Below are 14,682 nucleotides of genomic sequence, written 5' to 3'. Positions count from 1 at the left end.
AGCTGGGTAAAAACTAACATTTTTAAGACGAAAACTAACAACTAGGATGGGGCCAATAAGAAAAACAAGCGAGACCTCAGATGCCCAATGCAGCTGCTGAATACGATTACGTAGTAGTAGGCGCCGGCCCCGCAGGTTGCCTGCTGGCCAATCGACTGTCCGCCAACCCCGCCCACCGCGTGCTGCTGCTAGAAGCCGGCGGCCGCGACAACTACCCCTGGATCCACATCCCCGTCGGTTACCTGTTCTGCATCGGCAACCCGCGCACCGACTGGTGCTTCAAAACCGAAGCCCAGCCTGGTCTGCAAGGCCGCGCGTTGAGTTACCCACGGGGTAAAGTGCTGGGCGGCTGCTCCTCCATCAACGGCATGATCTACATGCGCGGCCAGGCCCGTGACTACGATGGCTGGGCCGCCGAAGGCAACGCCGGCTGGGCGTGGAACGACGTGTTGCCGCTGTTCAAGCACAGCGAGAACCACTTTGCCGGCGGCTCGGAATTCCACAATGACAGCGGCGAGTGGCGCGTCGAGCAGCAACGGCTGTCGTGGCCGATCCTGGATGCCTTCCGCGAAGCGGCGGCGCAAAGCGGCATCGCCAAGGTCAGCGATTTCAATCAGGGCGATAACGAAGGCTGCGGCTACTTTCAGGTCAATCAGAAGGCCGGCGTGCGCTGGAACGCGGCCAAGGCGTTTCTCAAACCGGTCCGCCAGCGCACCAACCTCACCGTGCTCACCGAAGTGGAAGTCGACCGTGTGCTGCTGGAAAACGGGCGAGCGTGCGAAGTGGTCGGGCGCAGGCTCGGTCAGTCCCTGAGTTGGAAAGCGCGCAAGGAAATCATCCTGTGCGCCGGTTCCGTGGGTTCCCCAGGCATCCTGCAACGCTCGGGGATCGGCCCGTCCAACGTGCTCAAACCCCTCGGTATCAACGTGCTGCACGAACTGCCCGGCGTGGGCGGCAACCTGCAGGATCACTTGCAACTACGTCTGATCTACAAGCTGGAAAACGCACGCACCCTCAACCAGATCGCCGGCACCCTGTGGGGCAAGATGGGCATGGGCCTGCGCTACCTGTACGACCGCAGCGGCCCATTGTCGATGGCACCCAGCCAGCTCGGCGCATTTGCCCGCTCGGGGCCGGAGCAGGCCTCGGCCAACCTCGAATACCATGTGCAGCCGCTGTCCCTGGAGCGTTTCGGCGAGCCGTTGCATGGCTTCCCGGCGTTCACCGCCTCGGTCTGCGATCTGCGCCCGCAGAGCCGTGGCCGGGTCGATATCCGTTCGGCCAACCCGGCGGATGCGCCGCTGATCCAGCCCAACTACCTCAGCCACCCCGAAGACCTGCGCGTAGCCGCCGATGCCATCCGCCTGACCCGGCGCATCGTAGCAGCGCCGGCCTTGAGCCAGTTCAAGCCGGTGGAGTATTTGCCGGGCGATTCGCTGCAAACCGAAGCACAACTGCACGAAGCCGCCGCACGCATCGGCACGACGATTTTCCATCCGGTAGGCACCTGCCGCATGGGCCACGAAAAGGACGCAGTGGTCGACGCCCAGCTACGCGTGCACGGCGTGCCCGGCCTGCGCATCGCCGACGCCTCGATCATGCCGCGCATTACGTCCGGCAATACCTGTTCACCCACGCTGATGATCGCGGAAAAAGCCGCGCAGCTGATCCTTTCGCCGCACACAAGGAGCCTCGCGCCGGAGAAAGAACTGGTTCACGCAATCTGAATAGCGGCGCCGCACCCGGCGCCGACAGTGGAACAACAATAAATAATCACTGTGAGGGTTACCCGATGTCAGAACATGCTCAAACCCTGGGCTCGGCAGTAGAAACGAGCACCGGCAACGACTCCAAGAAAGTCATCTTCGCTTCGTCCTTGGGGACGGTGTTCGAGTGGTATGACTTTTTCCTCTACGGCGCCCTCGCGGCGGTGATCAGCAAGCAGTTCTTTGCCGGGGTCAACGACACCACGGCCTTTATCTTTGCCTTGATGGCCTTCGCGGCCGGCTTTGTGGTGCGGCCGTTCGGCGCACTGGTGTTCGGCCGCCTGGGCGACATGATCGGGCGCAAGTACACCTTCCTGGTGACCATCATCCTGATGGGCGTAGCGACCTTCTGCGTCGGGCTGTTGCCGACCTACGCCAGCATCGGCATCGCCGCGCCGATCATCCTGATCGTGCTGCGCATGTTGCAGGGCCTGGCCCTGGGCGGTGAATACGGCGGCGCCGCCACTTACGTCGCCGAGCATGCGCCGGTCGGCAAACGCGGGTTCCACACCAGCTGGATCCAGTCCACCGCCACCATCGGCCTGCTGCTCTCGCTGCTGGTAGTGCTGGCGTGCCGCTACTTCACCGGCGACCAGTTCGAAGTGTGGGGCTGGCGCATCCCGTTCCTGTTTTCCATCGTGCTGCTGGGCATTTCCACCTGGATCCGCATGAGCCTGCACGAGTCGCCGGCCTTCTTGAAAATGAAAGAAGAAGGCAAGGCCAGCAAGGCGCCGATCCGTGAGTCGTTCGGTAAGTGGGAAAACCTCAAGGTGGTGCTGATCGCGCTGTTCAGCATCAACGGCGGGCAAGCGGTGACCTTCTATGCGGCGCAATTCTACGTGCTGTTCTTCCTCACTCAATTCCTGCGGATGGACCCGGCCCTGGCCAATATGCTGCTGATTATCAGCGTGGTGATTGGCGCGCCGTTCTTTATCCTGTTCGGCTGGCTGTCGGACAAGATCGGACGCAAACCGGTGCTGATGCTCGGCCTGCTGCTGGCCACCGCCCTGTACTTCCCGATCTTCAAGGGCCTGGCGCACTACACCAACCCGGCGATGGATCAGGCCAGCCACCAGGCTCCGATCACCGTGCTGGCCGACCCGGCTACCTGCACCTTCCAATTCGACCCGGTGGGCAAGGCGCGGTTTGACAGCCCATGCGACAAGGTAAAAACCTTCCTGGTCAAACAAGGCCTGCCCTACACCAGCGCTGCTGCGCCGGCCGGCAGCCCGGTGCAGGTGAGCGTCGGCGAAGTCAAGATCGACGGTTTTGACGAAGCGGCGTTGCGCGGTGCCGTGACCCTGGCCGGTTACCCGTCTTCGGCGGATGTGGCGCAGGTCAACAAGGTCATGGTGGTGGTGCTGATCGTGGTGCTGATCCTGATCGCCGCCATGTGCTACGGCCCGCTGGCGGCGCTGATGGTGGAACTGTTCCCGACGCGTATCCGCTACACCTCGATGTCCCTGCCCTACCACATCGGTAACGGCTGGTTCGGCGGGTTCCTGCCGACCGTATCGTTTGCGCTGGTGGTGTATACGGGCGATATCTTCTACGGCCTGTGGTACCCGGTGATGGTGACGGGGGTGAGCCTGATTGTCGGGTTGTTCTGCCTCAAGGAAACGCGGCATGTGGATATCGATAGCAACTGAATAAGCTGCAAGCTTCAAGCTTCAAGCTTCAAGCTGCAAGCTGCAAGCTGCAAGCTGCAAGCTGCAAGCTTCAAGCTGCAAGCTGCAAGCTGCAAGCTGCAAGTAAAAGCCAATCGGCTCTTTCTTGCCGCTTGCAGCTTGCCGCTTGAAACCCCTAGCTGTACATCCATACAGATAATGGTTGCTCAAATCCATCCGACTGAGCATCCTGCAAAGCATCAACCCGATCTGATGTGATGACCATGCGGCTGTACCTTTGTGAAAAACCCTCCCAGGCCAAGGACATTGCGGCGGTGCTCGGTGCCGGTCGTCGTGGCGATGGGTGTTGGCTGGGCAATGGGGTCACCGTTACCTGGTGCATTGGGCACCTGCTGGAAACCGCCCCGCCCGATGCCTACGACGCCAAGTACAAACGCTGGGTGCTGGCCGATCTGCCGATCGTGCCGGACAAATGGAAGATGCTGGTCAAACCCAAGACCGCCAGCCAGTTCAAAGCGGTCAAGCGCCTGCTGGGGGAAGCCCAGGAACTGGTGATCGCCACCGACGCCGACCGCGAGGGTGAGATGATCGCCCGCGAGTTGGTGGAACATTGCCGCTACCGGGGGCCGATCCAGCGATTGTGGCTGTCGGCGCTGGACGACGCCTCGATTCGCAAGGCCCTGGCCGCGCTCAAGCCCGGCGCCGACACCTTCAGCCTGTACCACTCGGCCCTGGGCCGCTCCCGCGCCGACTGGCTGATCGGCATGAACATGAGCCGCCTGTTTACCTTGCTGGGGCGTCAATCCGGTTATCAGGGTGTATTACCGGTAGGCCGGGTGCAAACACCCACTTTGCGCCTGGTGGTGGACCGCGACCGCAGCATCGCCGATTTCGTCCCCGTGGCGTACTGGGCCATCGATGTCGACCTGCGCCACGCGCACATGACCTTCACCGCTCAATGGCGCGCCACGGAAGACGCCTGTGATGACCAGGGTCGCTGCCTCAACCCGCAGCTGGCGCAGACCGCTGCCGCTGCCATGGGCAACGCCGCCAGCGCACGCCTGGTGAAGCTGCGCACCGAACGCATGCGCGACGTCGCGCCCCTGCCCTTCGACCTCGGCACCCTGCAGGAAATCTGCTCGAAGAAACTCGGCCTGGGCGCTCAGGAAACCCTGGATATCGCCCAATCCCTCTACGAAAGCCACAAGGTCATCACCTACCCGCGCAGCGATTGCGGCTACTTGCCGCTGAGCCAGCACAGCGAGGCAGCGAAGATTCTCGCCGCGCTGGGCCGTGCCGACCCGGCGGTCAGTGAGCTGATGCCGCATATCGATCCCCAGCGGCGCTCGCGGGCGTGGAACGATGCCAAAGTCAGCGCCCACCACGGCATCATTCCTACCGGGGCCGGCAAGGACGTGGGCCAGCTCAGCGGCAAGCACCGCGCGGTGTACACCTTGATTCGCGCGCGCTATCTGGCGCAGTTCCTGCCCCACCACGAATACGATCGCACCCAGGCAGATTTCGACTGCGCTGGTTTTGCCCTGCGCGCGGTGGGCAAAGTGGTGATCGAGCCGGGCTGGAAACGCGCCCTGCCCGAAGCACTCGCACCCACCAAGGGCCGCGAAGCGCCAGCGCCCCAGGCCCTACCGGCGCTGGTACAGGGCCAGGATTACGCAGTAGCCAAGGTCACGCTCAAGGACCTATGGACTCAGCCGCCCAAACCCTTTACCGAAGGCGACCTGATCAAGGCGATGAAAAACGTGGCCAAACTGGTGGAAGACCCGTTGCTTAAGCAAAAGCTCAAGGACACCACCGGCATCGGCACCGAAGCCACCCGCGCGGGCATTATCCAGGGGCTGCTCGACCGCGGTTATCTGAGCAAGAATGGCAAGGCGCTGGCCGCCACACCGGCGGCATTCAGCCTGATCGACGCGGTGCCCCGCGCCATCGCCGATCCCGGCACCACTGCCATCTGGGAGCAGGCGCTGGACATGGTGCAAAGCGGTGAAATGAGTCTGGAGGAATTCGTCGCCAAACAGGCAGCCTGGATGAGCAAACAGGTGGCGCGTTGCAATGGCATGCGCATGACCATCACCGGCCCCGCGAGCCCGGCAGGACGAGGGGTCGCACCGTGGAAAAAGAAGCGCAAGGCAGCCCCTCGCAAGACGACAGCGAGCCCTAAACGGGCAAAAAAACCGGTAAATACCGGATAAACACCAAAAAAAACCGGTAAATGACGTTTTTCGACAGGTTTGACGCCGCATTGGTTCTTGCTACGGCGCGGGCTGTCTAGGATTCTGTAGGGGTTCCACTGATTTCCTACAACAACACCGGAGTGGCCGCCATGAAGACCGTTGCACAGTTGCTCAAAGCCAAAGACCAGAAAAACCAGGACGTCCACACCATCCAATGGGATCACACCGTGTTTGAAGCACTGGTGCGGATGTCGGAAAAAAACGTGGGGGCATTGCCGGTCGTCCAAGACAACCAAGTGGTGGGCATCATCAGCGAGCGTGACTACGCGCGCAAAATCATGCTCAAGGGCCTGTCATCGGTGACCACTAAGGTGCATGAGGTGATGAGCGCGCCGGTGATCACGGTGGATACCCATAAGCGCGTCGAAGAATGCATGAACATCATGACCGACAGTCACTTGCGCCACCTGCCCGTGGTCGAAGACGGCAAACTGCTGGGCCTACTGTCCATCGGTGACTTGGTCAAGGAGGCGATTGCCGAGCAGGCTGACCTGATCAAGCAGCTGGAGCAGTACATCCGCGGCGAATAGGAGAAACCATGCTCGATTCCCAGGCGCATCAGCAAGACCACCTCGACACCCTGTACCGGGCCATGACTGATCGGCGTTTTCTGGTATTGACCGGTGCAGGCATCAGCACGTCCTCGGGCATTCCGGACTACCGGGACAGCGAAGGCGTGCGCCGAGGCAAGGCGCCAATGATGTACCAGGAATTCCTGGCCACCCCGCAGGCGCGGCGACGTTACTGGGCGCGCGCCATGCTGGGCTGGCCGCGCGTACGCGTCGCACAACCGAATGCAGCGCACCGAGCGTTGGCCATCTTGCAACAACGCCAGCACATCACCGGGCTGATCACACAAAACGTCGACACCCTACATGATCAGGCCGGCAGCCAAGGTGTGATCGAACTGCACGGTAGCCTGCACCGCGTGCTGTGCCTGGACTGCCAGCAGCGCAGCCAGCGCGATGCGATCCAACAGCTGATGGAAACCCAGAACCCCTACCTGACGGGCGTCGATGCTGTGCAGGCGCCTGACGGAGACACGCTGCTCGACCCGGCCTTTGAAGCGCGCTTTGAGGTACCCCGGTGTCCATATTGCCAGGGTGAACGATTGAAACCCGACGTGGTGTTTTTCGGTGAGAACGTCGCCCCGCCCACTGCCGCCAAGGCAATGGCGGCAGTGGAACAGTCCGAGGGGTTGCTGGTGGTGGGCTCTTCGCTGATGGCGTATTCGGCATTTCGCTTGTGCAAGGCGATGGTCGAGCAAGGCAAACCGGTGATCGCCATCAACCTGGGCAAGACCCGGGGCGACGAGCTGTTGCAGGTAAAGATCGAAACCTCATGCGAACAACTGCTGCCCTTGCTGGCGAACCGCCTGCAATAGCCCCCTCCTCCACCGTAGCGACCGTCCAGCGCAAAAAATGACGCTCAAGTCACGCCTCTGCCGTATCTCCCCGTGCCCACGACGAATTATGTAGTGATCGAAAATAATCACTACATAACCGTTGACGTAACCTTTTTGTCCTTGCATGATCAAGGCGTCTCCCGGATCGGGAGCGTTGGTAACACGCGTTTTGAAAGAGCTCGTCTGACCGCCGAGCTGTTTTTTCCGGATGTGCACTGCCCACAAGGCAGATTGATGAAGCTGACCGACTCGTAAGAGCACGGTACAAGAAGCTCGAATGCTCCTTGTCTTCGTTATGAAAGCATTGCGTAGCAGTTCATCAGTAAGACTACAAGCATCAGGTTCAAGACCCTGCCCGTATTCGGCAGCCAGTTACTAACGCCCGGTTATTGAAGCCGGAGACAACTAAGCAGTTTTAACGGAACCAACTGATAGATCGCCAACTGGTCAAGGGGCTTACACATGAATCTGAACAACCAACCAACTATCGATGAATTGGCTGAGATGTTCGCAGCGCAGAAAGACACACTCGACGACCATATCCTGTGGATTGGCAAATCGGGCGAAGTCAAGATCGACTGCCTGGCGCCCCACACTGAAGAAGCCGAGTTCGACCGTAATAACCGTGAGTTAGCGGCGCGCCTGAAGATGTACCGCCGCGGCCAGGGTTATGTCGGCAAGAAGGCCGCTGCCGATCGCAACTTTATCGAACAAGTATTCGACACACTTAACAACGCTTGGGAGTCTTTCAAAGACAGCTCGCAAGTAAAAGTGATTGATCGCTACTACTAGAAACAACGTGTTCAATGTGGGAGCTGGCTTGCCTGCGATAGCTATTTAACGCTCAACGACAGTGTTGACTGTTAAACCGTGATAACAGGCAAACCATCTCCCACACTTGTTTGTGCTGCGGGTCAAAATGTTGGAAACCGGCCCTTGCCCGCCTCATCGCGAAAAATATCGAACAAGGCTTGCGCCGCCGCCGACAACTCATGCCCCGGCTTGGTCAGCACACCAATCGGCCGCTCGATCACCGGATCACGCAAGGTAATACAATGCGCGCCCGCCTCCTCCATTTGTCTGGCACACAATGCCGGCACGGCGCTGACGCCCAAGCCACTGGCTACCATTTTGCCTACAGTCGCCAATTGATGGCTTTCCAGGGCGACCGGCAGTTTCATCCGTAGCGCACCCAAATGCTCCTCCAGCATCACCCTAACCGTGGAAGGTCGTTGCAAGGTGATAAAGGGGTGTTCCAATAAAGTCTCCCAGCCGATCTCGTCGCACTGCGCCAAGGGTGAATCACCCGACACGACCGCGATGAAGCGATCCAGATACAACGGGGTAAAGGCCAGCGACGAGCCTTCAGACGGTTCGAAGGCCACACCCAGCTCCACCTGGCGATCGCGCACCATCTCCAAGACCTGTTCGTTGATCAAGTCGTGCACCGTTACGTTCACCTGGGGGTAACGCGCGCGGAATATCTTCAAGATCGGCGGCAGCAGGTTGCCGGCGAACGACGGCATCGCCGCCACCGTGACGCGCCCGCGCTGCAAGGTGAAGCGCTGGCGCAGCTCATCCTCGGCGTTATCCCAATCGGCCATCAGGCGGCGGGCCAGGGGCAGCAACGATTCGCCTTCCGGGGTCAGCGCCACATTACGCGTATTGCGGCTGAACAACCGCCCGCCCAGGCCCTCTTCCAGGCCCTTGATGGTCAGGCTCAGCGCCGACTGGGACAAGTGCAGACGCTCGCAGGCGGCGGCGAAACTCAGGCTCTGGGCCACGGCGAGGAAGGCACGCAGCTGTTTCACGGTCATGAAAGTACTCCGAGAGACGGATCAACTATGCTGTTTTCTAAATCAATCAACCTTAAAAAACAACTTAACAAATCAATCCATCGGCGCAACACTCGGTCCATTGGCTGGCCCACAAACAATAAAAGAGGTGCATATGGCAGGTTTCGATAAACGCGTGGCGTCCTACGAAGAGGCATTGGCAGGCCTGGAGGACGGCATGACCGTACTCGCCGGCGGCTTCGGCCTGTGCGGCATCCCGGAAAACCTCATCGCCGAAATCAAGCGCAAAGGCACCCGTGAGCTGACCGTGGTCTCCAACAACTGCGGCGTCGACGGTTTTGGCCTGGGCGTGCTGCTGGAAGAAAAACAGATCCGCAAAGTGATCGCGTCGTACGTGGGTGAGAACGCGCTGTTCGAGAAGCAATTGCTCAGCGGCGAAATCGAAGTGGTGCTGACGCCCCAAGGCACCCTCGCCGAAAAAATGCGCGCAGGCGGTGCCGGTATCCCGGCTTTCTTTACCGCAACCGGTGTCGGTACCCCAGTGGCCGAAGGCAAAGAAACCCGCGAGTTCAACGGTCGTCCTTACCTGATGGAGGAGTCCATCACCGGCGACTTCGCCATCGTCAAAGGCTGGAAAGCCGACCACTTCGGTAACGTGATCTACCGCCACACCGCTCAGAACTTCAACCCGCTGGCCGCCACCGCCGGCAAGATCACCGTGGTCGAAGTCGAAGAAATCGTCGAACCGGGCGAGCTGGACCCGGCGCAGATCCACACCCCTGGCATCTACGTCGATCGGATCATCTGCGGCACTTTCGAGAAGCGCATCGAACAGCGCACCGTCCGCAAATAATCCGCCTCCAGCCCGAACAATAAGGACACACAAAATGGCTCTTACCCGCGAACAAATGGCTCAACGCGTCGCCCGCGAAATGCAGGACGGCTTTTACGTCAACCTCGGCATCGGCATTCCGACCCTGGTGGCCAACTACATCCCCGACGGCATGGAAGTGATGCTGCAATCGGAAAACGGCCTGCTCGGTATGGGCCCGTTTCCTACCGAAGACACCATCGATGCCGACATGATCAACGCCGGTAAACAGACGGTGACCGCACGCATCGGTGCGTCGATTTTCTCCTCTGCCGAGTCCTTCGCGATGATTCGTGGCGGTCACGTCGACCTCACCGTGCTCGGCGCATTTGAAGTCGATGTGCAGGGCAACATCGCTTCGTGGATGATCCCCGGCAAACTGGTCAAGGGCATGGGCGGCGCCATGGACCTGGTGGCCGGTGCGGAAAACATCATCGTGATCATGACCCACGCCTCCAAAGACGGAGAGTCCAAGTTGCTTGATCGCTGCAGCCTGCCGCTGACCGGCGCGCACTGCATCAAACGCGTGCTTACGGACCTGGCGTACCTGGAAATCGAAAATGGCGCTTTTGTCCTCAAGGAACGCGCACCTGGCGTCAGCGTTGAAGAGATTGTGAGCAAGACCGCCGGTAAACTGATCGTCCCGGACCACGTTCCAGAAATGCATTTCCAGTGAGGACAGATTCCATGCAAGACGTCGTGATTGTTGCTGCCACCCGCACCGCCGTGGGCAGCTTTCAAGGTTCGCTGGCCAGCGTCCCGGCTCCGGAACTGGGCGCCGCCGTAATCCGTCGCCTGTTGGAGCAGACCGGCCTGGACCCGGCCCAAGTCGATGAAGTGATCCTCGGCCAAGTACTCACCGCAGGCTCCGGCCAGAACCCCGCGCGCCAGGCCTCGATCCTCGCCGGCCTGCCCCACGCGGTGCCGAGCCTGACCCTGAACAAGGTCTGCGGCTCGGGCCTCAAAGCCCTGCACCTCGGTGCCCAGGCCATCCGCTGCGGCGACGCCGACGTCATCATCGCCGGCGGCATGGAGAACATGAGCCTGGCCCCCTACGTACTGCCTGCCGCGCGCACTGGTTTGCGCATGGGCCACGCCAAGATGATCGACAGCATGATCACCGACGGCCTGTGGGATGCGTTCAACGACTACCACATGGGCATCACTGCTGAGAACCTGGTGGACAAATATGGCATCAGCCGCGAAGCCCAGGACGCCTTTGCCGCCGCTTCTCAGCAGAAGGCTGCGGCAGCCATCGAGGCTGGGCGATTTGTAGATGAGATCACCCCGATCCTGATCCCCCAGCGCAAGGGCGACCCAATCGCCTTCGCCGTGGATGAGCAACCGCGCGCCGGCACCACTGCCGAGTCCCTGGCCAAGCTCAAGCCGGCCTTCAAGAAAGACGGCAGCGTCACCGCCGGCAACGCCTCCAGCCTCAATGACGGCGCCGCTGCAGTAATGCTGATGAGTTCCGATAAGGCGAAAGCCCTCGGTCTGCCCGTGCTAGCCCGCATTGCCAGTTACGCCAACGCAGGCGTGGACCCGGCCATCATGGGCATCGGCCCGGTATCGGCCACCCGTCGCTGCCTGGACAAAGCCGGTTGGAGCCTGGGCGATCTGGACCTGATCGAAGCCAACGAAGCCTTCGCCGCGCAATCCCTGGCGGTAGGCAAAGAGCTGGAGTGGGATGCTGACAAGGTCAACGTCAATGGCGGCGCTATCGCCATCGGCCACCCGATTGGCGCCTCGGGTTGCCGCGTGCTGGTGACCCTGCTGCACGAAATGATCAAGCGCGATGCCAAAAAAGGCCTGGCGACCTTGTGCATCGGCGGTGGCCAGGGCGTAGCCCTGGCCCTGGAACGCAACTGATAAAAACAGCAACATCGCTCAACTATCGGAGGGGGCTTGCCCCCCCTCCCACCTTTGATCTTCATTGTCTGGCAGCTTGAGGCATTGCAAATACCTCATTGGAAGCCATCGCCATCAGCCATACAAATCTCGCACGGGGCTTTCAGCGCTTCATACAACGCTGATAACGCTCATCCACGCGCTTGGCAAACCATGCCGTGGTCAGGTTACGGGTGATCTTCGGGCTCTTGAGCACAATCCCCGGCAGAATCGCCCGTGGCAGGGGTTTGCCGGCAGCCTTGTCGGCGAGGGCGAACACACGTTGGTAAAGGGTGGTTTCTTCGAAATCCAAGCGCTCGCCCTGCTCCAGCTGGCTGCGGATGCTGGGGTTGCGCATGTCCAGCTTCGCGCCCAACGAACGCACCGCCAGCTCCGTGGTACCGGGCAGTAGCGAGCCGTAGCGAATCAAGTCCCCATCCAGCGCCAGCTCGACCCCCGAAGCCCGACTGACCGCCGCCTGAAACGCCGCATTGCGGCTGGCATACCAACCGGCGTTGAAGTCAGCGAAGCGATACAGCGGTTGATCGTAGTTCACCGGATAGCCGAGCAAATGGGCGATGCCGAAGTACATGCCGCCACGGCGGGTGAACACTTCGCGTCGGATTGATCCGTCCACGGTGTAGGGATAACCCCGCGCTTGTTTCTGTGCAAAGTCGATGCTCACCTGCATCGGCCCGGCGGTGTGCACCGGGTTGAACCCGCCGAACAGCGTTTTGCCCAACGGCACCATGCTGATGAAGTCATCGAAAATACCGCTCAAGTCTTTTTCCGTACGCGCGGCGCTCAGACGTTCGGCGTAGGTCTTGCCGGTGGGCGAATTCAGTTGCAATGCGCTGCGCACCACAAAGGCCGGCACATGCACCTTGCCGGCACGGCGCAGGATTTCATCCTGGGCGATTTTGCCCATATTGGGCACCGGCGGGTCGACCTGGAAGGTGGACTCCTGCTCGGTCACCGCCAGCACCGCGCAGATATTTTCGGTGCTCGGGTAAATCTTCTGGGTATCAAAGGCCGTGTAGATATCCTGGGCCCAGCCATTGCGGTCCGTAACCTTGGGTGGCAGCAACCGCACGATCTGCGCCTTGACCTCGGCTTCGCTGCGTTCCGGTTGCTGCGGGCCACGGGCGGTGGAGCACCCCGCCAGTACCAGCAAGGGCAAAAGGCAGAGGATCAGGCGGCTTGAATACATGAAGATTCCTTGAGTGACGGCGGGCCGTGAGTTGCACGTTTCGACAGGTAAGTCTAACCAGGGTTCGTGGGTTCGGTAGGCTCGCCCGTTACGACCGGATGTGACCGCTGCCGAAACATCCCACGCAAGCGCCGGATAAGCTCTACTCCCCTGCCCCATAAACCTCTGCAAAGTCCCTCGCCTGATCACACAGTGCGAAGGATTGCAGATGTTTTTTTTCGTTATGGCCCTGATTGATAGGGCAGCCTCATGATTGGCGCGACCAGCCAGACCATTGGCTTTCTGGTACTCGCCGCCTTGGATGCAAAGACCCGCGACGTTGAGTCGGTACTCAGGGATTTTCGTGGATGCCTCAATAGTTACGACGCCTGGGCCGAGAGTGTCCTCAGTTTTTCGGCGCTGAATATCGAGCAGGTGTTCAAGGCCGGAGATGAAGCGGAGCGGGTCGCGCCGATCAACCGCTCGCTGTTCCCCAGCAGCGCGGTCGCGACCTGCCGGGCCGATGGCACCTTGACCTTGGTGCATCGGTTCCAGAGTTCACGGTTCGTACCCATCGGCGATACACCGGTGATACTCCAGCGCATCGATGCAGACGGCACGCTGCTGGGCGAGCCTATCCATAAAACCATCGGGCCCAGCGGCATTCTTGAACTCAAGGAATGCGAACGCAACCAGCGCTACCGCATCCACTTCTACCCCAATGTGTCCGCCGCGCATTTCAAGGCGCTGTACGCCTCTTATCAGGCGGTCATCGCGCCGCTGGAGGCGTGGCTGCGCAGCGAATGGTCCGACACCTTCGAACCGCTTTGGCAGGACTACTCCGAGGCGAACTTCCTTAAGCGCTACCTCTCGCTCCACGCCGCCTACGCACGCGGATTCGGCGAAGCGCTGTACTCGCTGTGGGACAACCTCAAGCAACTGTTCCAGTGGCTGTCGGACCCGGTGGCCCATGCCGAGCAATGGCTGCGGTATCTGTCCCAGGCCGAGTTTGACCAGTTGCTGGCGCTCGGTGCCGACGCTATTGCGACGGGCTTGCTGATGCTCAGCGATGAGCCGTTGTTGTTCATTTACCTGGCGACGATGGTCAGTTGGATGCGCCTGCTGCCACCGCCGTATATGAATGAGCTGCTCGGAGAAGTCACTGGCGAGGTGCTGATCAACCTGTTGCTGATCTGGGCCACAGCGGGCATGGGCGTGGCGGTTCGCTTGGGCGCGCAGGTGCTGGGTAGGATCAAGTCGCGGCGCGCGCGCCAGTGGTTGGAACATTTGGCCGAGCAGTTTGGCAAGGTGCGCGTCGAGGAGCATGCCGAGGCGGCCAAGCCGGTGTTGCTCAGTCGCCAGACCACGGCGGTCGATACGATCCCGGTGGGGCCGTTGAAGGCTGGGGATCAATGGGTTTCCAACCCGGTCACAGCGGCGCGCAACAAGACGCAGCAGACGGTGTTGGTGCGGCAGGAGCCTATGGATGACGTGCCAGTTTCGGGAAAAAACCCGAACGGCGATGCGGCGGCTTCTGCGGATAAAACCGTCACTAACGGCTGCCCGGTGTCGATGGTCACCGGCGAGGAATTGCTGACCCTGACTGACGGTGTTCTGGATGGGGTGTTGCCGTTCGAGTGGACGCGCCTGTATCGCACCAGTGCGGTGGAAGTCGATGTAGGACTGGGGGTTGGCTGGAGCCATGGGCTGGCGCAGCGGCTGGTGGTTTCAGGCGATTCGGTGGTCTGGACCGACCATGAAAATCGCTCAATTTCCTTTCCAATGCCCACCGTTGCGAGGCCGGCAATCACCAATAGCCTGGCCGAAGCGGCGATCTATCTGGGGGCTTCGCCGGATGAGCTGGTGCTGGCCCAGGCATCGCGGT

13 protein-coding genes are annotated in these 14,682 nt (G+C 60.8%); 10 read left to right on the top strand and 3 right to left on the bottom strand.

The genetic code is table 11. The annotated features are described in order from the left end of the window. The first annotated feature begins 80 nt into the window (after positions 1–80). Positions 81–1,727 carry a GMC family oxidoreductase gene (locus QRN41_RS09465; protein ID WP_285421476.1) on the top strand — a complete coding sequence of 549 codons (1,647 nt, stop codon included), beginning with the start codon at positions 81–83 and terminating at the stop codon, positions 1,725–1,727. 65 nt (positions 1,728–1,792) lie between these two features. Next, complete coding sequence (locus QRN41_RS09460; protein ID WP_285421475.1) at positions 1,793–3,415, top strand: MFS transporter; 1,623 nt, start codon at positions 1,793–1,795, stop codon at positions 3,413–3,415. Positions 3,416–3,436: 21 nt separating this feature from the next. On the opposite strand, the gene QRN41_RS09455 is transcribed toward QRN41_RS09460, so the two are convergent. Continuing rightward, positions 3,437–3,610, bottom strand: a complete 174-nt coding sequence (locus tag QRN41_RS09455) for a hypothetical protein (protein WP_285421474.1) — start codon at positions 3,608–3,610, stop codon at positions 3,437–3,439. 47 nt (positions 3,611–3,657) lie between these two features. Here QRN41_RS09455 and QRN41_RS09450 point away from each other — a divergent pair, with 47 nt between their 5' ends. The 4 genes from QRN41_RS09450 to QRN41_RS09435 all read left to right on the top strand — a co-directional run bounded on the left by QRN41_RS09450 (position 3,658) and on the right by QRN41_RS09435 (position 7,846). Next, positions 3,658–5,607 carry a DNA topoisomerase III gene (locus QRN41_RS09450; protein ID WP_285421473.1) on the top strand — a complete coding sequence of 650 codons (1,950 nt, stop codon included), beginning with the start codon at positions 3,658–3,660 and terminating at the stop codon, positions 5,605–5,607. A gap of 131 nt (positions 5,608–5,738) precedes the next feature. Continuing rightward, positions 5,739–6,179 carry a CBS domain-containing protein gene (locus QRN41_RS09445; protein WP_094066321.1) on the top strand — a complete coding sequence of 147 codons (441 nt, stop codon included), beginning with the start codon at positions 5,739–5,741 and terminating at the stop codon, positions 6,177–6,179. A gap of 8 nt (positions 6,180–6,187) precedes the next feature. Then, positions 6,188–7,033: an NAD-dependent protein deacetylase gene (locus QRN41_RS09440; RefSeq protein ID WP_285421472.1), complete on the top strand. Its 846-nt coding sequence runs from the start codon at positions 6,188–6,190 to the stop codon at positions 7,031–7,033. A gap of 483 nt (positions 7,034–7,516) precedes the next feature. Beyond that, positions 7,517–7,846 (top strand): hypothetical protein, encoded by a 330-nt coding sequence (locus QRN41_RS09435; RefSeq protein WP_034097212.1) that lies wholly within the window; start codon positions 7,517–7,519, stop codon positions 7,844–7,846. Between the two features lie 122 nt (positions 7,847–7,968). Here the strand turns inward: QRN41_RS09435 and QRN41_RS09430 are convergent, their stop codons facing one another. Continuing rightward, entirely contained in the window at positions 7,969–8,871 is a 903-nt protein-coding gene (locus QRN41_RS09430; protein ID WP_034137745.1) for a LysR family transcriptional regulator, read from the bottom strand. A gap of 133 nt (positions 8,872–9,004) precedes the next feature. Here QRN41_RS09430 and QRN41_RS09425 point away from each other — a divergent pair, with 133 nt between their 5' ends. Genes QRN41_RS09425 through QRN41_RS09415 form a run of 3 tightly spaced genes read left to right on the top strand, consistent with a single transcriptional unit; the run spans position 9,005 to position 11,590 of the window. Then, positions 9,005–9,703: a CoA transferase subunit A gene (locus QRN41_RS09425; RefSeq protein WP_034097208.1), complete on the top strand. Its 699-nt coding sequence runs from the start codon at positions 9,005–9,007 to the stop codon at positions 9,701–9,703. 34 nt (positions 9,704–9,737) lie between these two features. Further along, positions 9,738–10,397, top strand: a complete 660-nt coding sequence (locus QRN41_RS09420) for a CoA transferase subunit B (RefSeq protein ID WP_034097206.1) — start codon at positions 9,738–9,740, stop codon at positions 10,395–10,397. Positions 10,398–10,408: 11 nt separating this feature from the next. Next, positions 10,409–11,590 (top strand): acetyl-CoA C-acetyltransferase, encoded by a 1,182-nt coding sequence (locus tag QRN41_RS09415; protein ID WP_167417402.1) that lies wholly within the window; start codon positions 10,409–10,411, stop codon positions 11,588–11,590. Between the two features lie 142 nt (positions 11,591–11,732). On the opposite strand, the gene QRN41_RS09410 is transcribed toward QRN41_RS09415, so the two are convergent. Continuing rightward, positions 11,733–12,818: a DUF1615 domain-containing protein gene (locus tag QRN41_RS09410; protein ID WP_034097203.1), complete on the bottom strand. Its 1,086-nt coding sequence runs from the start codon at positions 12,816–12,818 to the stop codon at positions 11,733–11,735. Positions 12,819–13,067: 249 nt separating this feature from the next. Here QRN41_RS09410 and QRN41_RS09405 point away from each other — a divergent pair. Continuing rightward, positions 13,068–14,682, top strand: a 1,615-nt coding sequence (locus tag QRN41_RS09405; RefSeq protein ID WP_285421471.1) for a DUF6531 domain-containing protein, incomplete at its 3' end; no start/stop codon positions are given.

It is taken from the genome of Pseudomonas sp. efr-133-TYG-23 (assembly GCF_030209215.1).
GTDB classification, from domain to species: Bacteria; Pseudomonadota; Gammaproteobacteria; order Pseudomonadales; family Pseudomonadaceae; genus Aquipseudomonas; species Aquipseudomonas rhodesiae.
This window is presented reverse-complemented; position numbering and strand designations above follow the sequence as displayed.

Excerpts from the sequence above, each read along its gene's own strand:
- QRN41_RS09465 (WP_285421476.1), top strand. The coding sequence starts at position 81 with ATGCCCAATGCAGCTGCTGAATACGATTACGTAGTAGTAGGCGCCGGC.
- QRN41_RS09460 (WP_285421475.1), top strand. The coding sequence starts at position 1,793 with ATGTCAGAACATGCTCAAACCCTGGGCTCGGCAGTAGAAACGAGCACC.
- QRN41_RS09455 (WP_285421474.1), bottom strand. The coding sequence starts at position 3,610 with ATGGATTTGAGCAACCATTATCTGTATGGATGTACAGCTAGGGGTTTC.
- QRN41_RS09450 (WP_285421473.1), top strand. The coding sequence starts at position 3,658 with ATGCGGCTGTACCTTTGTGAAAAACCCTCCCAGGCCAAGGACATTGCG.
- QRN41_RS09445 (WP_094066321.1), top strand. The coding sequence starts at position 5,739 with ATGAAGACCGTTGCACAGTTGCTCAAAGCCAAAGACCAGAAAAACCAG.
- QRN41_RS09440 (WP_285421472.1), top strand. The coding sequence starts at position 6,188 with ATGCTCGATTCCCAGGCGCATCAGCAAGACCACCTCGACACCCTGTAC.
- QRN41_RS09435 (WP_034097212.1), top strand. The coding sequence starts at position 7,517 with ATGAATCTGAACAACCAACCAACTATCGATGAATTGGCTGAGATGTTC.
- QRN41_RS09430 (WP_034137745.1), bottom strand. The coding sequence starts at position 8,871 with ATGACCGTGAAACAGCTGCGTGCCTTCCTCGCCGTGGCCCAGAGCCTG.
- QRN41_RS09425 (WP_034097208.1), top strand. The coding sequence starts at position 9,005 with ATGGCAGGTTTCGATAAACGCGTGGCGTCCTACGAAGAGGCATTGGCA.
- QRN41_RS09420 (WP_034097206.1), top strand. The coding sequence starts at position 9,738 with ATGGCTCTTACCCGCGAACAAATGGCTCAACGCGTCGCCCGCGAAATG.
- QRN41_RS09415 (WP_167417402.1), top strand. The coding sequence starts at position 10,409 with ATGCAAGACGTCGTGATTGTTGCTGCCACCCGCACCGCCGTGGGCAGC.
- QRN41_RS09410 (WP_034097203.1), bottom strand. The coding sequence starts at position 12,818 with ATGTATTCAAGCCGCCTGATCCTCTGCCTTTTGCCCTTGCTGGTACTG.